This is a genomic window from Noviherbaspirillum sp. Root189 (genome assembly GCF_001428545.1).
GTDB lineage: Bacteria > Pseudomonadota > Gammaproteobacteria > Burkholderiales > Burkholderiaceae_D > Noviherbaspirillum.
Window position 1 is genome coordinate 19,177 of record NZ_LMHZ01000078.1, and the last position, 21,977, is coordinate 41,153.

General features: G+C 56.5%; 21 protein-coding genes. 10 read left to right on the top strand and 11 right to left on the bottom strand.

Annotated elements, in window-relative coordinates; all coding sequences use genetic code 11:
- Positions 1-55: 55 nt before the first annotated feature.
- Together ASE07_RS26485 and ASE07_RS26490 are read right to left on the bottom strand one after the other, a co-directional pair.
- Positions 56-547 (bottom strand): phasin family protein, encoded by a 492-nt coding sequence (locus tag ASE07_RS26485; RefSeq protein WP_057293815.1) that lies wholly within the window; start codon positions 545-547, stop codon positions 56-58.
- 107 nt (positions 548-654) lie between these two features.
- On the bottom strand, positions 655-1,149 hold the full coding sequence (locus tag ASE07_RS26490) for a phasin family protein (RefSeq protein ID WP_057293816.1): 495 nt from the start codon (positions 1,147-1,149) through the stop codon (positions 655-657).
- 321 nt (positions 1,150-1,470) lie between these two features.
- Here ASE07_RS26490 and ASE07_RS26495 point away from each other — a divergent pair, with 321 nt between their 5' ends.
- The 3 genes from ASE07_RS26495 (at position 1,471) to ASE07_RS26505 (ending at position 3,222) form a co-directional block, all read left to right on the top strand.
- On the top strand, positions 1,471-1,650 hold the full coding sequence (locus ASE07_RS26495) for a hypothetical protein (protein WP_057293817.1): 180 nt from the start codon (positions 1,471-1,473) through the stop codon (positions 1,648-1,650).
- Positions 1,651-1,839: 189 nt separating this feature from the next.
- Positions 1,840-2,394 carry a hypothetical protein gene (locus ASE07_RS28520; RefSeq protein WP_162256963.1) on the top strand — a complete coding sequence of 185 codons (555 nt, stop codon included), beginning with the start codon at positions 1,840-1,842 and terminating at the stop codon, positions 2,392-2,394.
- 54 nt (positions 2,395-2,448) lie between these two features.
- On the top strand, positions 2,449-3,222 hold the full coding sequence (locus ASE07_RS26505; RefSeq protein ID WP_057293819.1) for a DUF2076 family protein: 774 nt from the start codon (positions 2,449-2,451) through the stop codon (positions 3,220-3,222).
- Positions 3,223-3,484: 262 nt separating this feature from the next.
- Here ASE07_RS26505 and ASE07_RS26510 read toward each other — a convergent pair whose 3' ends face one another.
- Positions 3,485-3,763 (bottom strand): CzcE family metal-binding protein, encoded by a 279-nt coding sequence (locus tag ASE07_RS26510; RefSeq protein ID WP_235548649.1) that lies wholly within the window; start codon positions 3,761-3,763, stop codon positions 3,485-3,487.
- Between the two features lie 630 nt (positions 3,764-4,393).
- On the opposite strand from ASE07_RS26510, the gene ASE07_RS26515 reads away from it, so the two are divergent.
- Positions 4,394-7,102: a bifunctional diguanylate cyclase/phosphodiesterase gene (locus ASE07_RS26515; protein WP_162256964.1), complete on the top strand. Its 2,709-nt coding sequence runs from the start codon at positions 4,394-4,396 to the stop codon at positions 7,100-7,102.
- Positions 7,103-7,195: 93 nt separating this feature from the next.
- On the top strand, positions 7,196-8,650 hold the full coding sequence (locus ASE07_RS26520) for a hypothetical protein (protein ID WP_057293822.1): 1,455 nt from the start codon (positions 7,196-7,198) through the stop codon (positions 8,648-8,650).
- A 192-nt stretch (positions 8,651-8,842) separates the two neighbouring features.
- Here the strand turns inward: ASE07_RS26520 and ASE07_RS26525 are convergent, their stop codons facing one another.
- The 7 genes from ASE07_RS26525 to ASE07_RS26555 all read right to left on the bottom strand — a co-directional run bounded on the left by ASE07_RS26525 (position 8,843) and on the right by ASE07_RS26555 (position 15,378).
- Positions 8,843-10,120 (bottom strand): TRAP transporter large permease, encoded by a 1,278-nt coding sequence (locus tag ASE07_RS26525; protein ID WP_057293823.1) that lies wholly within the window; start codon positions 10,118-10,120, stop codon positions 8,843-8,845.
- 20 nt (positions 10,121-10,140) lie between these two features.
- Complete coding sequence (locus ASE07_RS26530) at positions 10,141-10,635, bottom strand: TRAP transporter small permease (protein WP_057293824.1); 495 nt, start codon at positions 10,633-10,635, stop codon at positions 10,141-10,143.
- Between the two features lie 117 nt (positions 10,636-10,752).
- Complete coding sequence (locus ASE07_RS26535) at positions 10,753-11,739, bottom strand: TRAP transporter substrate-binding protein (protein ID WP_057293825.1); 987 nt, start codon at positions 11,737-11,739, stop codon at positions 10,753-10,755.
- A 96-nt stretch (positions 11,740-11,835) separates the two neighbouring features.
- Complete coding sequence (otnI, locus tag ASE07_RS26540) at positions 11,836-12,609, bottom strand: 2-oxo-tetronate isomerase (RefSeq protein ID WP_057293826.1); 774 nt, start codon at positions 12,607-12,609, stop codon at positions 11,836-11,838.
- A gap of 21 nt (positions 12,610-12,630) precedes the next feature.
- Positions 12,631-13,269, bottom strand: a complete 639-nt coding sequence (gene otnC / locus ASE07_RS26545; protein ID WP_057293827.1) for a 3-oxo-tetronate 4-phosphate decarboxylase — start codon at positions 13,267-13,269, stop codon at positions 12,631-12,633.
- Positions 13,266-14,534 carry a 3-oxo-tetronate kinase gene (otnK, locus tag ASE07_RS26550; RefSeq protein WP_057293828.1) on the bottom strand — a complete coding sequence of 423 codons (1,269 nt, stop codon included), beginning with the start codon at positions 14,532-14,534 and terminating at the stop codon, positions 13,266-13,268. The genes otnC and otnK overlap by 4 nt, the downstream gene beginning before the upstream one ends.
- 64 nt (positions 14,535-14,598) lie before the next feature.
- The gene (locus ASE07_RS26555; RefSeq protein ID WP_057293829.1) at positions 14,599-15,378 is read right to left on the bottom strand and encodes a FadR/GntR family transcriptional regulator; all 780 of its coding nucleotides are present in this window, start codon (positions 15,376-15,378) and stop codon (positions 14,599-14,601) included.
- 205 nt (positions 15,379-15,583) lie between these two features.
- Between ASE07_RS26555 and denD the strand changes: the two genes are divergently transcribed.
- From denD to ASE07_RS26580, 5 genes are all read left to right on the top strand, one after another.
- Positions 15,584-16,573 (top strand): D-erythronate dehydrogenase, encoded by a 990-nt coding sequence (gene denD / locus ASE07_RS26560; protein ID WP_057293830.1) that lies wholly within the window; start codon positions 15,584-15,586, stop codon positions 16,571-16,573.
- Between the two features lie 178 nt (positions 16,574-16,751).
- Positions 16,752-17,315, top strand: coding sequence for an alkyl hydroperoxide reductase subunit C (gene ahpC, locus ASE07_RS26565; RefSeq protein WP_057293831.1), 564 nt, complete (start codon positions 16,752-16,754; stop codon positions 17,313-17,315).
- 174 nt (positions 17,316-17,489) lie between these two features.
- Positions 17,490-19,070 carry an alkyl hydroperoxide reductase subunit F gene (gene ahpF, locus ASE07_RS26570; RefSeq protein WP_057293832.1) on the top strand — a complete coding sequence of 527 codons (1,581 nt, stop codon included), beginning with the start codon at positions 17,490-17,492 and terminating at the stop codon, positions 19,068-19,070.
- A 213-nt stretch (positions 19,071-19,283) separates the two neighbouring features.
- Positions 19,284-19,838, top strand: coding sequence for a DUF2242 domain-containing protein (locus tag ASE07_RS26575; protein ID WP_057293833.1), 555 nt, complete (start codon positions 19,284-19,286; stop codon positions 19,836-19,838).
- Positions 19,839-19,917: 79 nt separating this feature from the next.
- Entirely contained in the window at positions 19,918-20,169 is a 252-nt protein-coding gene (locus tag ASE07_RS26580) for a hypothetical protein (RefSeq protein WP_057293834.1), read from the top strand.
- Between the two features lie 74 nt (positions 20,170-20,243).
- On the opposite strand, the gene zwf is transcribed toward ASE07_RS26580, so the two are convergent.
- Positions 20,244-21,713 carry a glucose-6-phosphate dehydrogenase gene (gene zwf / locus ASE07_RS26585; protein WP_057293835.1) on the bottom strand — a complete coding sequence of 490 codons (1,470 nt, stop codon included), beginning with the start codon at positions 21,711-21,713 and terminating at the stop codon, positions 20,244-20,246.
- Positions 21,714-21,977: the final 264 nt, after the last annotated feature.

A 21,977-nucleotide genomic window follows, 5' to 3' on the forward strand; every position in this document is an offset into this window, starting at 1 on the left:
AGCCGGCATTGGTTTAAGACGCCGCCAACCGCATGACCGCTTGGTTTAAAGTGAGTTAGTGAACATTCGCAGTAACGCCCTTGCCGCCATCCGGTTTGGTGAGCGGCGTGGCAATCTTGTCCAGTGTGGCTTTCTGGCGCTGAGTCGCCTTCTGCGTTTCCTCATTTGCACGGCGCGCGACTTCATCGGCAAGGGCCGATGCGGTGCGCGCGGTTGCCGGAACATGAGTCTCCGCGGTTTTCGCGAGATCGACCTGGGTACGCGCCGCAATATCGTTCAGGTGCTGCTGATAGGCGCGCAGCTTTTCAGCGGCAGGAGGAACCTGGCTGGCCGCAATCGACAGTGCCTCGTAAGGGTTCTGTGCAGCCATCACTTCACGTGTGCTGGCGAGAGTTTCCTGCATCACTGTCTGTGCGACCTGAATATTGAGCTCATTGATTTTTTGCGCGGTGTTGAACAACTGTTTTGACAGCTCCGACAAAAAAGTGAACTGCGATTCCATGTGTGCCTTGGCAGATGGTGGCAAGGGTTGAGAGATGAATAGCATTTTGTTAGCTCCAATATTGAAAAATGTCGTCGAGGGAAATGGTGATGATGCTGAGCTTATCTCTACCGCAGATCGCATTTCGCGCTGCAAAGACTGGACCTCAAGGTTCAGGCGCTAGGCCGTGGTGGTTGGCTCTTGAGGTCTTCCGGACGATCGATTGGCGACGTGAATTTCTCCATCGCCGCTTTCTGGCGCGAAGTCGCCTTTTCGGTCTCATCCTTGGCTGTCCTTGCTACTTCGTCGGCAACAGCGGCTGCGGTGCGGCTAGTATTCGGGAAGTGCGACTCGGCAGTCTTCGCAATGTCTACTTGTGTGTTTGCCGCAATGTTGGTGAGGTGCTGCTGGTACTCGCGTACCCGTTCCGCCTGAGGTTGTGCCTGAGCAGCGGCAATCGAAAATGCTTCATAAGGATCGCGCGCGCCAATGACCTGGTGCACGCTGGAGAACGTATCCTCAAGCACGGTTTTCGCTACCTGCATATTCAGGTCATTAATCTTTTGCGCGGTCTCAAACATCTTTTGCGACATGTCTGCAATCAGAGAATACTGCGCATCGATATGTGCCTTGACGGCTGGGGTGATGGGTTGGGAAAACGTAAGCATGCGTTACCTCCTAAAAAGGAATTCCATCTAAAAATAGTTATGCCCGGGGCCGGCGCTACACATCTTGCAATTTCTGCATCTACGCCGGGGCCTCAGTAGAGCTCACGCTCCATATCAAGTTCCTACACCTTAAAAATTTTTCTGATGCATTGCACAAGCATATTTTTTATAGAGAAAGCCGCAGTGAGCGCAGCGTTTTTGCTGCAATTGCGTGTATCGTTTTGGGATGCGAAAAGACGCAATCGTGTCTGGTTGCTAAGTCTCAATACACGCTTTCCTTGTTAAAGTATCTTGGTCGCATCGCTATCTCATCTCAATGTCATGTGGCATATCATCGCGGGGCGGTGCGGCACTTGCGGCGCCAAGAAAGAATGGAACGAAAAGGAATGCCATGGCTGTCATACACCGCGCAATCGCTACGGGCGTGTATTGTTCGGCTTTGTATTGACGCTTAGCGTGCTCGGGGTGCTCGGCGCAGTGGTGATCGGACTAGAGATGTAAATTTACGCTTCCATGCACGCGGGCGGCTTTCCGCGTTGGTCACGCAACTTGGCGGTGCGCTGTCGATCTGCGCCACAGGAAACCTACCGGGCGGCTGATGATCCAACATGAAAGAACTTTCCGGATATATCTTCCGGAAGGAATGCATCTTTCCTGTGGTGACCTATGCCTGGATATATCGCAAAATTGATGGTGCTACTGCTGACTCTATCAGTGGCGATTCCCGAATCTGAAGCAAAGCGTATGGGCAGTGGCCGCTCCAGTGGGCGGCAAGCGCCTATTGCACGCCAGCGAAGTACGCCGCCGCAACCGCCGCGTTCCGCGCAGGCCGTTCCTCCAGCGCCATCCGCACCTCCTCAATCACGTCCTGCGCCTGTTGATCCGGTGGCAAGCCGTCCGGCAGCGCCGGCCCCATCGCAACCTTTGTCCCCTCAACGGACGCTCCCTCGTGAGGCTGCCAGTCCGTGGGGCGGCATGCTGGGCGGCGCCTTGATTGGCCTTGGCTTAGGCTCGTTGATATCACGCAGTAATGGCGATAACGTCGTCAACCAGAACGAAAGCAGCGGCAGTGGGACCAGCGGCGAGAATGAAAGCACCGGAGGGGCATCCGGTAATTATGGGGATGAGCAAGTGTTGCGTGGGCCGGAAGCCACGTCCAATCCACTGGGGCCACTACTGCTTCTCGGACTGCTTGCAATGGTCGTGTTTTACGTTGTACGCAGAGTCCGACGTCGATCGCATTAGACTCGGTCAGCTTGTGATGCACAAAAGACGGATGCACCCTGATGAGGAGGAGTCATGACACCACAAGAAAGTCAGTCACTGCAACAGCTTCTTTCGCAACTGGTCCAGGTCGGCGAAGTGGTCAAGGACGCTGACGCCGAAAGATTGATTTCTCAGGCTGCGTCGCAGCAACCGAATGCTGTTTATCTGCTTGTGCAACGCGTAATGATTCTGGAGCATGCACTGGGGGAGGCGCAAGAACGGATTGCGGCGCTAGAGATGCAGCAACGATCGGCGCAATCATCGGCGCAATCATCGGGCAGCAATAGTTTTCTCGATGCCAATGCCTGGGGCAAGACACCTGTCGCCCCTGCTACGGCGGCAGTCTCTGGCGCAATGCCTTCACAAGAGGTCTCACTTGCCGGTATGCCATTGCGCGCACCGGCAAACCGATCATTCGCCACGCAGCCCTCGCAAGCTTATCCGGCGACGGGTAGTGGTTCATCCAGTTTTCTACGCGGTGGCGGGGGGAGCATGTTAGGCACGATTGCAGCTACCGCCGCAGGCATTGCTGGCGGCGCTTTTCTCTACCAGGGTATCGGCAATCTTCTTGGCAATGATGCGCAACACTCGAGTGAAAACGTGCCGGGTAACCGGGACAACCTTGGTAATCCATCGACCGATAATGCGAACAACCTTGCCGGCATTGAGCCGGAAACTGCGTCAGGAAAATCCGAGCCCATGTTCGATGATCCAGGCGGATTGGATATTCCAACCGATGAACAGCTCTCCAGCGATGCAAACTTCGACACCGATCTCGGTGCGGATAGCGATAGCGACGAGGTTTAACTTGCTAGTGCGATTAACTTGATTTTGGCAAGCAGAAAGTGCATGTCGGCATGCCTGGGAGCATTCGCTTTTCAGCGCCGGTAAAAGTTGGCAACGGCGTTCTCCCGCAGCGTGCTATAGCACGCCAAAGAACAGCAACAGCAACAGCGTCAGAACGATCGATACCGCGATAGACCCCAGGCATCCGAGTCGACTTGAGAAAAAGAAAAACATGCCTTGTTATCCTTATATCGCATCCATTGCGTTCGTCGGTCGATGCTGTTCAGGGTACCGACAAGTATTTCGGGTCAGGCGACACATACGCCATGACAGTATGGTCAAGCAGGCCCGCAGGCGCAACTTCCTTGAGGTCGAACGCGTCCACCGTACGCGCAACAATGAAATGCCACGCAAAGGCCTTATCACCGACAATAAAACGTACTGACTGACCGCCTTCGACGTTGATATACCGGGTTTCCGGTGTCAGGACCATGGTCCTGTCCACCCAGGCTGCCGGCGGAATTTCCCTGCCGTAAAGGTCGGTATAACTGGTTCGTGTCACGCACCCGCTCGTTAGGAGGGCCAGCATTATCGCGATGGATCCAGTCAACCATCCTGCATGCTTCATGAGACGCTCCAAATAGTGTATGACTCGGTTGAATTACGGATGAGCAGCCAATGAACCGGCTCTGCATCAACCTGCAAATTATATGCGCGAGGCCATGATCGGTGCGATTCGTTGCCGCCAGATCCTCCGTGACGAATTTCGCGACGTAGGCGTTAGCGGCCGCCGCCATGACCAGGTCCTTGTTGGCCGAGCCTGACAGCGACGAATTCTGGTGTCGGTCGTTGCCGTCACACAGATGTCCGCCAGATCTGACGTAAAAGTGCAACTCAATACCTGGTCTTGCAATATTGAATAAAAGTTTCCACTTCACGACGCCTGAACAGGAAAATCTATTCTAGCTTCCAGATGCGTTGTAGTAAGCCAACTTTTGCAGGTAGAAGGCAACACAGTTAAAGTGAAAACGTGCCTCTACTCCTATGCTATGCTAGTCTTGATTTGCAGCAACTAAATGCGGCGTGGGCAGGTACTAAGGAGTGCATTTCCATCAATTGCATGCCGCCCACAGCCGCTTTTTTATGGCTTTTTTCCAATCGGCGTCAGGTGCACAAGCTCATTTCGGAAAACGTGAGGAGATTTCAGCTCGTCCGGCAGGAATGGAAGAAGCCCTCCTATACAATCAGTCGCACCCGCGTACTGGCCTGGCCGGTCAGTTGCGTGATGATCGGCATGGTTCTTTGGACCGTGACGGTCACGAGAATCGAAGCAGAGAGAACATCATTAAACGATGCCGCGTTGCAGGAAGCCGGTTCGCTTGCCAAGGCCTATTCTGCGCAACTCGCCCGTTCAGTCGAGCAGCTCGATCAGATTACGCTCAATCTTCAGTATTTTTGGGAAACGTCTAGCGGATTGAATCTTGAAGAGCAGGTTCGTCGCGGACTGTACGCAAAATCGTCGCAATTACGAGTGACGCTGTTTGATCCGCGCGGGCACCTCTCGCAGAGTACCGATTTAAGGGTCGGCAACATCAACATCCGCAATCATGATTGGTTCCAGCAACACATGGTGGGCCGGGTTGACGGCTTACATATCAATAAACCGGAAATTGCACTGCAAAGCAACGCGAAGGTCGTACGCTTCACGCGTAGTCTGGCCGACCGCGATCGTGCGTTCGCCGGCGTTATTTCGGTGATCGTTGAGCCGCAATACCTTGCTTCGTTTACCGATCAGGAAAGCCTCAGCCGTAACGACTTCATCGCGCTCTACCGCAACGATGGCGAGATGCTTGCATCGAAAAGCGGCAAGGGCACTGTCGAGGCATCCTCGATGTTTACGACACTTCCGGCGTTTCAAGGTACGAGCGGAACCATGCCATTGTCAGGTTCATGGTTTCCGGACAGCGAGCCGCGCGTCGTTGCATGGCATGCCGTAGAGGGCTATCCGCTGTTGTCCGTCGTCGGGTTGTCGGAGCAAGCCTATCTCGAGCCATTCAGGTCGATGCGCGAAGATTACCTGCGCTTTGCCTTTGCCGCCTCGGTCTTCCTGATTTTTACCGCCGTGTTCGGCATGGCTTTTACTGCCGGCCTGGCATGGCGAAAGAAGCAGGCCGAAGAATTGAGAAAAGCGTATCACCTCGCGATCGACGGCGCCCGCGAAGGTTTTTACATGGTGCGCGCCATCTATGATGGACGTAGCAACCTGATCGACTTTGCGGTGGTCGATTGCAATGAACGCGGCGCATCGCTGGTCGGCACCACCAAGGACCGGCTGATCGGCACCCGGTTTTCGGAGATCTTCACGGGCAACGAGGCCGCGCGCGCATTCGCCGTGTTCCAGAATGCGATGGAAGCGGGTTTCTATGAAGCCGATCTGAAGGTTCCACCGGAAAGCCCATTGAAGGTAAGCTGGGTGTATCAAAAGCTGGTGCGCTCGGGTAATGGCCTGGCGATTACCGTGCGCGATATCAGCGAGACCAAGGAACATGAAGAGACGCTGGCCAGCGTAGCTAATTCGGATGAACTTACTAGCCTGCCGAACCGGCATTGGCTGATGCATTATTTGCCCTCGGCGGTAGAGAAGGCCAAGGCGGCAGACTCGATGCTCGCGGTCATGTTTGTCGACCTCGACGACTTCAAAATCATTAACGATACGCTTGGACATGCAGCCGGAGACGAATTGCTGCAGGCCGCCGCTGGTCGTATCCGTTCTGTAGTACGCCCGACTGACCATGTGGTGCGCCTTGGCGGAGATGAGTTCACTGTCATCCTCGAGCAGGTGGCGTCAAGCGATGATGTAGTACGGGTCGCCGACCGAATCATCGCGACCTTGCATGAACCTTTCCTGATTGCAGGCGGTAGCAGCCATGTGGTCTACGGCTCGGTCGGGGTTAGCCTGTTTCCGGATGACGGCGCCGATGCCAGGACACTGCTCAAGCATGCTGACATAGCGATGTATGCGGCCAAGGGAAGTGGCAAACGCCATTACTGCTTCTTTGAAGAACGCCTGTCTGAACGGCTGTTGTCGCGAATGAAGAATGAGAAGGCACTGCAGCAGGCGATCACATTCGATGAGTTCGAGCTGTATTACCAGCCACGCGTCGATACGTATAGTGGCGAACTGCGCAGTATGGAAGCGCTGGTTCGCTGGAGACACCCGGAGCGGGGGATGGTGCCGCCGATGGATTTCATCCCGATCGCGGAAGAGACCGGCCTGATCGTCGGGCTTGGCGAACTGGTCGCAAGGAAGGCATGTCGTCAGCTAGCGGCATGGCAAGCGGCCGGCCTGCGCGTCGTGCCGGTGTCCATCAACGTGTCGCCACGCCAGTTCAGTCAGGGCGGGTTGAGCGCCTTGTTTGCGTCTTGCCTATCGGAGACCGGTCTTGACTCCTCCCTGGTAGAAATCGAAGTGACGGAAACATGCATGATGAGTGAAGACAGCATCGTTGCTGATGAACTCGCGGCAATCGAATCGCTCGGGATCAAGCTGCTGGTCGACGATTTCGGGACCGGCTACTCATCGCTCGCGCAATTACAGCGCCTCGATATGGACGTACTGAAAATTGACAAGGCTTTCACCGCACAGCTCGATGACAGCAAGGAAGGCGAAGCGCTCGTGATGGCGGTGATCTCCATGGCCCACGTATTGGGTATGAGCGTGGTAGCCGAAGGGGTAGAGACTCATCAGCAACTACAGGTGCTGCAAGCCTTGTCCTGCAACGAAGTGCAGGGTTATCTGATTTCCCGGCCGGTACCTGCTGAAGACGTGCCGCAGATCCTGGATCGGCGTTTTTTATTCACATCGGCGGCGAGTCTACGCGACGAGGAACTCGTCAGGTAGCATGACCATCCCGCGGTTGGCAGCAATGCGCTTCACATTAAACGCAGATATCATTGCGGCGCACACGCACGTACCTATGCCGCAGTGAGAATAATGACTAATCCGCACCAACCTCAGAAAAAAGACATCACCGATATTGCCCCGCCTCAGAATGGGGTGGAGCAGGCATTGCATCCTGCGCTTGATGGCAAAACCATGGCAGGGATTGGCGCCGTCATCGTCCTTATCGGCAGCAGCTTACTCCGGGCATTTGGCGGCCCCGGATGGCTGTATCTGCCTACGGCTGTCGCCGCGGCCGTGCTCATCATCGCCGGCTACGCCCGGATCAACCAAAAACTGCGGACGACCTCGTTCGTCTTGTTTGCTGCCGGCATTGTGCTTGTTCCTTTCGCCAAAGACCCTTTGGCAGCCGTTCAGCGCGGCGTGTTTGTTGCCGGATTGCTGCTATCGCTGACATCGAGCGTCATGCTGATTGCGCGCTGTGCCGTGCAGAGCACAAGGATACAGATGATCGGCGCCGGCCTGCGAGAGAGACAAGGTACGGGGCGCTACATGGCATTTGCCGTAACCGCACAGTTCTTTTCAGGGATACTGGGATTGGCCGGCGCCAACCTGACCTTTGTCATGGCCGCACCCTCCGCCGAGAAACCGAACCAGGTTCGTACGGACACCGTCGTTGCCGTATCGCGCGGATTTACGGCGGCCAGTTGCTGGAGCCCGGTGTTCGGCAATATGGCCGTCCTGCTTGCGCTGTATCCCACACTGCACTGGATCGAAGTATTTCCCGTTGGACTGGGTGTAGGTCAACTGACGCTGATCGTCGGCGCTCTGCTGTACCGGGCCGGCAGCAAAGCGCTTGCGCCGCCGGCAAACGCACCGACACCCATCATGGACTTGCTGGTGAACGCGTTTCCGCTCCTGATATCGCTGATTGGCTTCCTGGTGTTGATACTCTCTCTCAGCCGTGCCTTGCATATCGTGGTGTCCGCCGCGATCGTGTTGATGGCTCCGCTCGTATCGTTGCTGTTCAACGTTGCCATGGGTCGGGAAGGGCATCGATGGAGAGATGGCGCTAAAGGCCTTGGGCAAAGCATGTTGCTATTCCCGGCAATGGCCAGCGAAGCTGCGCTTTTCCTGTCAGCGGGTTGTGCTGGAAGCATCATGGCGGATGCCTTTCCGACAAGCTGGGCGCTGGCGGCCGGCGAAACCTTGAGCAGTCATCCTGCACTTGGGATCAGCTTTTTGCTGGTTGCCATCATGGTGGCCGCGCTTATGGGCATTCATCCTGTGCTTTCGTCTGTTTTTCTTGCATCAACAATGACGCCAGCGCTTCTCGGCTTGCCGCCGATCGCACACATGGCAGCCATTCTTGCAGGATGGGGATTGTCCGCCAGCGTGACGCCTTTTTCGGTGCTGTCGCTGACGGCGAGCCGGTATTCCGGGGAAGGGCTTTACCAGATCAGCCTGGGCAGAAATGCTGCGTTCGCCGTTGCGACGTCCGGCGTTGTCTGTGCATTGCTGACTGCTTACGTTCTGATCGTGGTTTAATACCAATCCCAACCCATAACGCACCATGAGATCGCGTCTTTTTTCGGGGGCGCCGAGCCGCCTGCCGGCGTTGCACTCGTCGTCAATAGCTCGCTATTGACTCCTCCTGCGCCTTGTGGTATAAGAAATTCTTGACTGGCCTGAAACGATCCGGGGGTACGCTTGACGTACCCCCGCCAGCCGCTAATAGCTTCAGCGTACGTACACCAGATCCCGCAGATACAAGGAAAGCGGCGGGAAGTAAGTGATGACGGCAAGGCAAGCCAGGATCACCCCGACGAACGGCAAGAGTCGCGGGATGATTTTATCAAGAGAGATTTTAGCGACGGTACAGGCAGCGAACAAATTGACACCGAATGGTGGGGTGATCATGCCCAGCGCAAGATTGACGATCATGATCATGCCGAAATGCACCGGGTCGATGCCGAACTTCATCGCCACCGGTACCAGGATGGGCGCCAGCACGATGATGGATGCCGACGTTTCGATAAACATGCCGATGATGAACAACGCGGCATTGACACCCAGTAAAAAGTAAATCGGGCTGTTCAGTGTCTCTGCCAGGTAGGCACCGATTGCCTCGGGCACACCAGCGCGCGTGATCATAAAGCTGAATAATCCGGCATTGGCAATGATGAACATGATGACCGCCGACGATAGCACCGATTTTTTCAGGATCATGGCGATATCGGCCAGGCGCGTTTCACGGTACACAAACAAGCCGAGGATCAATGCATAGAAGACGGCGACAACCGATGCTTCAGTCGGCGTGAATACGCCGCCGTAGATGCCGCCCAGGATAACCACGGGCATCAGCAGCGCGAGCCATGCCTGCTTTGCGGCTGCCAAGACGGTCAGTTTTCCTTCATGGTCGTGCTTGCCGTAGCCCTTGATGCGCGCATATATGATGACAAAAACCATCAGTGCCACGCCGATCAGGATACCTGGACCAAAACCGGCGATAAAGAGTTCGCCGATCGAGACCTCCGCGGAAACACCGTACAGAATCATTGGGATCGATGGTGGAATGATGACACCAAGCTCCGCTGATGTTGCTTGCAGCGCTGCTGCATAAGTGATCGGGTAGCCATGCTTGACCAGGGCCGGGATCAGGATTGCCCCAATGGCGAAGGTTGTTGCGACAGATGATCCCGACACCGCCGCAAAGATCATGCAGGTCAGTACGCAGGTAGCGGCAAGGCCGCCCTGAATGCCGCCGACCAGGGACTTGGCGAACTCGACGAGCCGCTGTGAAATCCCGCCTGTTTCCATCAGGTTGCCGGCGAGAATAAAAAAGGGAATGGCAGCCAACGGAAACTTGTTGATCGCTGTGAACATTTCCTTTGCAGCGATCAGCATGTTGGCGTTGGCCACGGAAATGCCGACGACACTGGCCAGCCCGATCGATACCGCAATCGATACCGAAAAGACGAAGCACACGATCATCGTGATGAGCATGGTAAGAGACATGAACGAGCCTTGTTGTGCGTTTATTGAGCGGTTTCGAGTTCCTGGTGCTGGGGATCCAGCAAATTGGCAATGACGCCGATCACGGCAAACAGGCCACCGACCGGCAACGCCACATAGGCCCAGAACATTGACATCTCTTCGAGACCGGCCATGGTCTGCACCTTACCGCGCTGCGCGTAGTCCCAGCCATACCAGATGATGACAGCCAGCAGCGCCAGCGTGGCGAGGGTAATGGCAAAATCGAGCACACGACGGAATGCGGGGGGTGCCAGACGGTGCATCAGGTCGATCGATACCATCGAGCCGAGACGAAATGCTTCGGGCAAGCCCATGAAAACCATCCAGATCAGAAAGAAGCGGATCAGCACTTCACTCCATTCGGCAGGCTGTTCGAAAATGAACCGGGTCAGGATCTGGTACATGCCGAGTACGGCTGACAGGATCAGCATCAGGCAGGCAAAGCCCAGCGAAAAGCCGGTAAGTCGCCGTGCTACTGACAGATATGCAGATTTCATGTGACTCTCTATCCTCTTGTTGCCGTGCAGCCGTCACGGCGCCGGGCATTGTTGTACTGTGTACTTGTATGGATAAGGAAAACGCCCCGCGAACGGGGCGTCAGTAACGACTGATCCTTACTTGGCGGCCCTGATCTTGTCCAGGGTCGCCTTGCCGAACTGCTTTTCAAAATCCGCGAATACCGGTGCCAAGGCTGTCTGGTACTTGCTCTTGTCAACGTTATCGACCACCTGCATGCCCTTGCTGCGCAGGTCGGCTACAGCACTCTTTTCGTCGGCATCGACGCGATCGCGATTAGCTTTGGCGGCAACCTTGGCAGCCTCCAGAAAAGCCTGTTTGTCAGCAGCGGACAACTTGTCGAAAGTCGCCTTGTTCATCAGGAAAACACCCGGCGAATAAACGTGGCCGGTCAGGGTCAGGTATTTCTGCACCTGATCAAACTTGTTGGCCGTAATGACCGACAAAGGATTTTCCTGGCCATCGACCGTACCTTGCTGAAGGGCGGTGAACACTTCCGTAAAAGCCATCGGCGTCGGAATGATGCCGAAGCCCTTGTAGGCCTGGATATGGACCGGGTTTTCCATGGTGCGCATCTTCAGGCCCTTCATGTCTTCCGGCGCATTAATCGCGCGCTTGTTGTTGGTCATGTGGCGGAAACCGTTTTCACCCCATGCCAGCGCCTTCAAACCTTTGGAATCGAATTTGGTCAGCATTTCCTGACCGATCGGACCATCGAGTACTGCACGCGCATGCGCATAGTCGCGGAAAAGGAAGGGCACGTCGAACACCTTGACTTCAGGAACGAAATTGGGGATCGGACCAGTCGAGGTCCAGGTCAGTTCCTGTGTGCCGAGTTGTACCGCTTCGACGGCTTCACGTTCCGCACCGAGCGAGCCCGAATAAAATGTCTGGATCTTGTAACGGCCGTTGGTACGCTTCTCGACTTCCTTTGCCAGGGTGTCGATCGCGACACCCTGATGAGAATTCTGCGCGGTGGATACGCTGATGCGCATCACAGTCTGGGCAGCCGCCTGCTGTGAGGCGAAGCCAGCAATGAGTCCCGATACGGCGATGGCAAGAGTTGTAAGGCGTAACGCTTTCATTTGAAGTCTCCTAGGTTATTAATGGTGCTCACAGCGTTGTACAGCAGATGATCCTATAAATCCCGCTCGCTTGCATACGGGAAACCGGCACCAATTCTACAGCGATTTTATCCAGTTCAATCCTTCGACAGTACCCTTGGCCGGGCGATATTCGCAGCCGACCCATCCCTGATAACCAAGGTCGTCAAGCAGGCGGAACAGGTAGGGATAATTGATTTCGCCGATATCTGGTTCATGCCGCTCCGGCACGCCGGCAATTTGTATATGCCCGACATGCGGTAGGTAGCGGCGCAGCTTCATTGCGATATCTCCTTCCACGATCTGAACATGGTACAAATCCATTTGTACCTTCAGGTTCGGTGCACCGAGTTCTTCCCGGATCGCGTGTGCTTCGGCCTGGGTATTCAGTAAGTAGCCCGGGATATCGCGGGTATTGATCGGCTCGATCAGCAACGTGATGCCGTGCTTTGCAGTTTCTGCCGCTGCATAGCGCAGGTTGTCAAGATAGGTGTGGCGATGCAATTCACGATTTGCGCCCAAGGGCAGCAGTCCCGCCATGACATGCAGGCAAGGCGTACCGCACGCCTGTGCATAGGTGAGGGCTGTGGCGACACCATCACGAAATTCGGCTTCGCGACCGGGCAGCGAAGCGATGCCGCGTTCTCCCTTGCCCCAGTCACCCGGCGGCATGTTGAACAGCACGTTGTCGAGACCGTTACTCTTCAGTGCCGCCGCGATTTCCTGCGGCGCGTGCTCATAGGGAAACAGAAACTCGACTGCCTTGAAACCGGCGCGGGATGCCTCTTCGAAGCGCTGCAGAAATGGCACTTCATTGAACATCATTGTCAGGTTGGCGGCAAATTTGGGCACGGCATTCCTTTCGTGTTCGCGTTAATTGTCGAGTTGAAAAACGCGCTTCAGCTCGGCGATCTGTCCCGACGTCAGCACACGCGGATTCATTCCGTGTAATAGCAGGAAAAGCTTCGCGGTTTCCTCCAGCTCTTCCGTTGCGTACAACGCGCTCTCCAGTGTTTTGCCGGAGACGACCGGGCCATGGTTGGCCAGCAGGACAGCGCTATGCCGCCCTGCAAGTCCCCGGATGGCTTCGCCCAGTTTGGGGTCGCCGGGACGATGGTAAGGCACCAGCGGCAGCTTGCCGATCTTCATGACAAAATACGCTGTCAGTGGAGGAATGCAATCACATGGATCGAGTCCGGACATGCACGATACGGCCGCTGAATGCGTGGAGTGAAGATGCACGATGGCACCGGCTCCGGCGCGCTCTTCATACATGGCGCGATGCAGGAATGCTTCCTTCGACGCCGGATCTCCGGAGACCAGGTTGCCGCTCCAGTCGAGCTTGGACAGGCGTGCCGGGTCAAGTCGTCCCAAACAGGCGTTGGTCGGCGTCAACAGCCAGCCATCATCGAGCCGAACACTGATGTTACCGCTGCTGCCAGTGGCAAGCCCGCGTTCGTAGAGCGACGCGCCGCAACGGCAGATTTCCTCGCGCAGTCCGGATTCATTCATGCCAGCAGACTCCAGGCCTTGGAAAAGAAATCTTCCGTTCCGAAGTTGCCGGACTTGAGCGCCAGTGCCATCGGCGTACCGCCGATCGTGATTGTCCACGGGACACCCGGATCGATCTGGCGGCCGATGCGCAGTCCCGACACGTTCAGCGCCGATACCACGGCACCGGAGGTTTCGCCGCCCGCGACGATCATCTGCCGTACGCCAAGCCTTGTCAGGCCGGACGCGATCTGTGCCATGGCCTGTTCGACCAGCGCACCGGCACGATCGACACCAAGGTTTGCCTGCACGGCTCTGACGCTTTCCGGAGCAGCGGTCGCATAAATAAGGGGAATCTGATCGGACAGCAGCGGTGCCGCCCAGGACAATGCCGCGCCGACGACATCTTCTCCGGCCGCGAGCTTTAGCGGGTCGATAGCAAAGGCCGGTCGTCCGCCGGCAATGAAATGCGCAACCTGCGCCTGTGTGGCAGTAGAACAGCTTCCTGAGAGCACTGCACGCAAACCGGAAGGATAGTCGAGGCGATCAGCGGATTCTCTGTCGACGGCATTCAGGTCGTTTTGAAAGTTTTGCGGCAAACCGAGAGCAATGCCTGAACCGGCGGTCACCAGCGGCATCCCTGCGCAGGCCGCGCCAATGGTCAGGAGATCATGATTGGATAACGCATCGACGATGGCGATCTCGACACCTTCCTCACGCAGTGTCGTGATCCTAGCCTTCACAGCATCGATTCCGTTTGCGACCGAGTCAAAAGAAATCAGCCCCACCGTCCGCCGCGTCTGCTGCTGCAGCACTCGCACCAGATTGGCGTCCGTCATCGGCGTGAGAGGGTGGTCGCGCATGCCGCTTTCGCTGAGCAGCGTGTCGCCCACAAACAAATGCCCCTTGTAGATGGTCCGCTTGTTCTCAGGGAACGCAGGACACGCAATCGTGAAATCAGTCCCGAGTTCCGACATCAGCGCATCGGTCACAGGACCAATATTGCCGACATCCGTGGAATCGAAGGTTGAGCAATATTTGAAGTAGAACTGATGACAGCCGGCTTGCTGCAAATGTTTTAATGCGGCGAGCGACTGGGCAACCGCCTCCGATGGCGCGACGGTGCGCGACTTCAGTGCAATGACGACGGCATCCACATCGGTTGGCAACGGGGAGGCAGGGACGCCAATCATCTGCACGGTGCGCATGCCGGCCCGGACCAGCATGCCCGCAAGATCGGTTGCCCCGGTAAAGTCATCCGCGATACATCCGAGCAGGATCGTCATAGGGAAACGCCTTCCATCTTGATTTGTTCATCGATTTGGTATGCCGAAAATTCTTTTCGTACGATCACGACTTCCCTCCTTCAGCGGTAGGACCACGCGCATTTTGGATCGCCAACAGTTCAGGATCGGCATTCAGAATGCGATGCGATGCCATTTCCATGTGCCGGCGCGCCGCGGCACGCGCAGCTTCAGGGTCGCGTGCGGCAATGGCTTCGTAGACGGCACGATGCTCGTCCTGGACCTGGCGCCGCGTTTCGTCCTGCCTTGCTTCCCACGCGCGGGAAATAGAAATGGTGCCCTTTAAAAACTGGCCGAGAAAATCCCATAGCGCGACGAAATGCGGATTGCCGGTCGCACGGGCGATGCTGCGATGAAATTCCATGTCCGCATTCACCCCATCTCCGCCGGCGGCAACTTCATCGTCAATTGCTTCGAGGCGCGTGGCAATGTCGGCGATCTGTTCATCGCTGCAGCGTTCGGCCGCCAGCGCTGCCATTTCCGCTTCGACGCCCCGGCGCAACTCGGCTACCTGGGCGACGGCCCGGATCGAGCCGATCACGGCGGGATCGATCCGGAAAGGAGCATCAGGGCCGGCTTCCCGCACAAATACGCCGCTGCCTTGACGTGATTCAACCAGGCCTTCGGATTTCAGCCGGGAAACTGCCTCCCGTACCACGGTCCGACTCACACCGAATTGCTGGGCCATTGCTGTCTCGGACGGCAGGCGTGACTTGGCCGGATAAGCGCCACTACGAATCAGTTCCAGCAACGCCTGCGTCACCCGATCCGACATGGTCGCAGTGGCGGCAATCGGTTCTACCTGAAAAACAGGGCTGTTGGTCATCGGGACGTAGGTCTGTCTAAATAAGATTAATATGATATCCACTTATCATACAACATGATAAGTTATACTACCAAGTGACATTATTGCCATGGTCATGCACGGCGATCCGACCGACTGGTTCAGGCATACAGATTTGAATTGAGTAGCGGAAACGCACGATGCATAACGGCAAGACACGATCCACCAATTTATCAGGAGAAGACTTATGCAGGTTTTGATTACCGGCGGTGCCGGCCTCCTCGGCAGCAGGCTCGCGAGAAAATTGCTGGAGCTCGGCACGCTTGCCGATGCCGAGGGCCGGCAGAGGCCGATTTCCCGCATTTGTTTGCTGGATGTCGTTCCCGCTGCTGGCTTCAGCGACCCACGTATCGATATTGTGACCGGAGATATTTCCGATCAGGAGACCATTCGCAAGGTACTGACGCCGGAAACTCAATCGATCTTCCATCTCGCCGCCATTGTCAGCGGTCAAGCCGAGGCGGAATTCGATCTGGGTATGCGAATCAACTTCGACGCGACGCGTTTGATCCTTGAGCAAGCCCGCAAAAACGGAAACCGGCCGCGTGTAGTCTTCACCAGTTCGGTGGCCGTTTTCGGCGGTGATCTACCGGCGGTTGTTCCCGATACACACGTACTGACGCCCCAAAGCTCATATGGCGCACAGAAGGTCATGGGCGAATTGCTGGTCAACGATTACAGCCGCAAGAACTTTATCGATGGCCGCGCATTGCGCATGCCTACTGTCTGTGTCCGCCCTGGCGCACCCAACAAGGCGGCATCAAGCTTTGCAAGCGGCATCATCCGCGAGCCGCTGAATGGACAGGAGGCTGTCTGTCCGGTTGCGCCGGAAACGCCGATGTGGCTACTTTCCCCGGGTTACGCGATAGAAGGGCTGATCCATGGCCATGATGTTGATGGCAGCCTGTTCGGAAGCAGCCGTGCCCTGAGCTTGCCGGGACTTGCGACCAATGTGAAAGAGATGGTCGATGCGCTCGAACGCGTGGCAGGTGCTGACGTGGTAAAGCGGATCAAGTGGCAACCGGATCCCGCGATCATTCGCATCGTCAACAGCTGGCCGGGCAATTTCGATACGGCACGGGCGAATGCGATGGGTTTCAAGCATGACCGGAACTTTGATGAGGTAATCCGAGCCTACCTCTCGGACGAACTGGAAGGTCGCAAACCGGCTGCGTAAACCATCGTCGGGCGCACGCCATAGCGCAGGTTTGTTTCATTCAAGGAAACATATCCTCTGGCCGAAAAAGTATATAGCGGACAGCTATGGCGTCGATTCAGACTATTAATTTCACGCCATCATTGATTGCGGCTATCATTCCTCTGTCGCGAACTTTTTCAACCAAGGAGGACAAGCTATGTCTCTAATTAATACACAAGTCAAGCCGTTTAACGCCACCGCATTTCATAACGGCAAGTTTGTTCAGGTTTCCGACGCTGACCTGAAAGGCAAATGGTCCGTGGTCGTGTTCTATCCTGCCGACTTCACTTTCGTCTGCCCGACCGAACTCGGCGATCTGGCCGACAACTACGATACCTTCAAGTCGATGGGTGTGGAAGTTTATGGCGTGTCGACCGACACCCACTTCACCCACAAGGCATGGCACGATACATCGGAAACCATCGCCAAGATCCGTTACCCGCTGATCGGCGATCCGACCGGTGCAATCACCCGCAACTTCGATGTGATGATCGAAGAAGAGGGCCTGGCACTGCGCGGTACATTCGTGATCAATCCGGAAGGCCAGATCAAGTTGTGCGAAATCCATGACAACGGCATCGGCCGTGACGCCAAGGAACTGCTGCGCAAAGTGCAGGCTGCACAATACGTTGCATCCCATCCGGGCGAAGTCTGCCCAGCCAAGTGGACTCCGGGCGCAGAAACACTGTCGCCGTCGCTCGACCTCGTCGGCAAGATTTAATTCATCACCGGCTGCGTCAGCGCTGACGCAGCCTGCCATCGGGGCGCAAGGCATCGCGTCCCGCAGCAGTACCACTCCCCGATCAGCCAGGATGATCCGGCAGCCCATGGCTGACCCGGCGGTGGCACTGTACCCTGAAATTTTGCAGTCACATACTTTAAAGCGAGAAAAAATATGCTAGATACCAATCTCAAGAACCAACTGAAAGCCTATCTCGAAAAAGTGACGCAACCGATCGAGATCATTGCGTCCCTCGACGACACCGACAAGTCGCGGGAAATGCTGGAACTCCTGAAGGAAATCGCTGACTTGTCGCCGCGCATTGCGCTTGGCGAGCGTCGCGGCGATGGCGAGCGCGCACCGTCGTTTGCGTTGAACCGTACAGGAAGCGACATGGGGATCCGCTTTGCCGGGATTCCGATGGGCCATGAATTTACATCGCTGGTGCTGGCGTTGCTGCAGGTAGGCGGTCATCCGCCAAAGGCCGATGCCGATGTGATCGAGCAGATCCGTAACCTCGATGGCGAATACCTGTTCGAAACCTATATTTCGCTGTCCTGCCAGAATTGCCCGGAAGTCGTCCAGGCACTGAACCTGATGGCGGTCATCAATCCGAATATCCATCACGTGATGATTGACGGCGCCCTCTTCCAGGATGAGGTGACTGCACGCCAGATCATGGCCGTGCCTACCGTGTTCCTGAATGGCCAGACTTTCGGCCAGGGCCGCATGGGCGTCGAAGAAATCCTCGCCAAGCTCGATACCGGTGCGGTCGAGCGCGAAGCCGCCAAGATCGCGAAGAAGGACGTGTTCGACCTGCTCGTCGTCGGCGGCGGTCCGGCAGGTGCTTCGGCTGCAATTTACTCGGCACGCAAAGGCATTCGTACCGGCGTCGTCGCGGAACGCTTCGGTGGCCAGGTGCTCGATACCATGGGCATCGAGAACTTCATTTCCGTCAAGGAGACGGAGGGACCGAAGCTGGCTGCGGCGCTCGAGCAGCACGTGAAGACTTACGATGTCGACGTGATGAACCTGCAGCGCGCAGAGGCGCTTGTACCAGGCGACATCATTGAGATCAAGCTGGCAAGCGGCGCCAGTCTGAAGGCAAAAAGCGTTGTGCTCGCGACCGGCGCACGCTGGCGCGAAATGAATGTGCCCGGTGAAAAGGAATATCGTAACCGTGGCGTGGCGTATTGCCCGCACTGCGACGGTCCGCTCTTCAAGGGCAAGCGGGTTGCAGTCGTCGGCGGCGGCAACTCGGGTGTCGAAGCGGCGATCGACCTTGCCGGTATCGTCGCGCACGTTACGCTGCTGGAGTTCGATAGCCAACTGCGTGCCGACGCGGTCTTGCAGCGCAAGTTGCATAGCCTGCCGAACGTGACGGTCATTACACAGGCACTCACCACGGAAGTGACCGGTGATGGCACCAGGGTCAATGGCCTGCGCTACACCGATCGCAAGAGCGGCGAGTCGCGCAATATTGAACTGGAAGGTATTTTTGTCCAGATCGGTCTGCTGCCGAATACCGATTGGCTGAAAGGCACAGTCGCCCTGAGCAATCGCGGAGAGATCGAAGTCGATGCGCGTGGCCAGACATCCGTGCCGGGCGTCTTTGCCGCCGGCGACGTGACGACGGTGCCCTACAAGCAAATCGTCATCGCAATGGGCGAAGGTTCAAAGGCAGCCTTGAGCGCATTCGATCACCTGATCCGTACATCGGCACCGGCCGAAGCGGCGGAGGCGGTGGCAGCGTAACGCCACGAAATAGTCAGTCTGCAATGCCCACAAAAGCGATCCCGGTTTTCGGGGTCGCTTTTTTATTTTGGCGGGTACGTCCGGTGTGGAAGGGAAAGTCCGCAAACGCACGCCGGCGATCCGCACCAGGATGTATGATGCCATCGACTTCTTTCGCCAAGCCCAATATCATGGCATTTGCTTGCGCAATCTTATAGTTTTGAACAAGTTCCCATGCCGACGACGTCCTTTTCTATACGCTTTATCTTCACCGTAGCGCTGGTTGCCGGACTGAGCGCTTGTGCAACCGCCAATCCGCCCGAATTGCGGCAGGAGCAGTTTCTGTCGTCAGGATCCTATGTGCAGAGTTATCCCGGTGCCCCCGAGCGCAGCTGCGAAGCAGCCCGGCGTGCATTGCTCAGTCAAGGGTATGTGATCAATGAGGCAACGGCGTCACAAGTCCGTGGCCGCAAATATTTCCAGCCCCATACGGATACCCACACGCAGATCGAATTCCATGTGGTTTGCGCCGCGAACAGCGAAGGCAGCAATAGCACGACAGTATTCGCCAACGCCGTACGCGACCGCTATTCGCTGCGCAAAAGCAGCAATTCCGCCAGTCTCGGGGTAGGGGCGATCGGTTCGATTTCTCTGCCCTTCGGATCAAGCGATGACGCCCTGATCAAGGTCGGTACCGAGACCATTCCCACCAAACAGTTTTACACCCAGTTTTTTGAATTGATTGAACGTTACCTCGATCCGCTTTCACTCCCTGTCGATCCATCCTGAGGGAAACCTTTTCCTGCTTCCCGTATCCAAGACCGTTCACCGGTGCAAGCCGATGATACTTTTGTAATAAGGAACCCGAATGGCAGATGAAGCAGACGTAGCAAGCGAAAACGAACAGATGATGCTCCAGGCGATCCTCGCCAATGGCAGGCAAGGCGTCGAACGGCAGCTTTCCGCCCGTCCCGATGGCGGATGCCTGAACGATTGCGGCGACCCCGCCATGCAGGGCGCTGCCTTCTGTAGCAAGGAATGCGCGGAAGATGTGGAAAAGCGCATGCGCCTGAGCGGTCGTACCGGCTCCTTTCTGAAGACGTCGGACGAGCCTGCATAAGCAGCGCGGGCCGGCCGGACCTATACTCCTTGCCGGCCCGCTGCCATGCTAGCTGATCATTTCATTCCACTGTCTTATTCCATCCAGCTGAATCCCTCCCGTGCCAGCAACGCGGCCGAGGCATCCGGTCCCCAACTTCCCGCGGTGTATTGCAGCGGCCGCTCTCGCAGTTCTTCCCATCCTTCCAGAATCGGATCTGCCCAAGCCCATGCCGCTTCCAGCTCATCACGCCGCATGAAGTGCGTCAGGCGTCCCCGGACCACGTCGATCAGCAGGCGCTCGTAAGCTTCCGCACGCCGCTGCGAGAAAGCCGACTGCAGATCGAGATTCAAGCTGACCGGCAGCATGGTCATACCGCTGCCTGGCTGTTTAGCCATCAACTGCAATTGGATCGATTCTTCGGGCTGCAGTCGAATGACGAGCCGGTTTCCGGCATTGCGCGGAGTATCCGGGAAGATCGAGAATGGTGGATTGGCAAACTCAATCACAATCTCCGACAAACGCTTCTGCATCCGCTTGCCGGTGCGCAGGAAGAACGGGACGTTGGCCCAGCGCCAGGCATCGACATAGGTGCGCATTGCGACAAAGGTTTCGGTACGACTGTCTGCCGGCACACCGGGCTCGTCACGATAGGCTTTTACCGCTTCGCCATTGACCGCGCCGGATACATACTGTCCGCGCACCGTATCGCGTGCGATATCGCCCAAACTCATGCGACGCAAGGACCGCAACACTTTCAGTTTTTCATCACGAACCGCATCGGGATCCAGCGACACCGGGGGTTCCATCGCAATGATGCACAGCAGCTGCAGCAAATGGTTTTGCACCATGTCGCGTAACGCACCTGTGCCGTCATAGAATCCCGCCCGGCTGCCTACGCCGACGGTTTCAGCCACCGTGATTTGTACACTGCGGATATTGGGCGCACGCCACAAGGGTTCCAGAATGCCATTGCCGAAGCGGAGCACCATCAGGTTCTGTACCGTTTCCTTGCCCAGATAATGGTCGATCCGGTAGATCTGCGATTCGTTGAAATGCCGTCCCACCGCAAGGTTAATTTCTTGCGCCGATGCGAGGTCGTGACCAAGCGGTTTCTCGAGGACGACGCGACTATTGCTGTCGACCAGTCCGCAGGCCGCGAGATTGTCGCAAATGCTCGTAAAGAGTGTTGGCGCAGTCGCGAGATAAAACGCCCGCTCGACGCCCGGTCGGGAATGTCGTGCCAGCTCCGCATAGCTCGACACATCGTTCACGTCCATTGCGACATAGTTCAGCATGCCGAGGAAGGCCTGCCAGGCTTCCGGCTCCAGGTTTTTTGCCTCGATGAAAGGTTGTGAGCGCTCCTGGACAAATTCGATGTAACCAGCACGATCATAAGTGTGGCGTCCGACCGCAATGATACGGGTAGAGGGCGGCAGGTTTCCATGCAAATGGGCCATATACAAGGCTGGCAGCAGTTTGCGAACGGATAAGTCGCCCGCGCCGCCAAAGATGATCATATCTAGCGGAAGTGCAGGGGCGGGCAGGGTATTGGAATTAGGCATGACTGGAAAAGAGGCTCCGGTTAGACGGTGTCGTTTCATTAGGCAGGCATCATTCTAAAGGCAAAGCGTATCGAGGTCAGAATTCGTACTATGCATATCGATAACCATGCATGCCATCAATGGTCCGACAGCCATGGTCGAGTATGAAGCGGAAACTGCAGCGTTGTCACCGACGCCGACGCCGACAGGCACGATGGGTTATTGCAGATATCCACGCGCGAGCGTGAGTACAGCAAGTTAAAGGACAAGATAGCAGCGTATGGA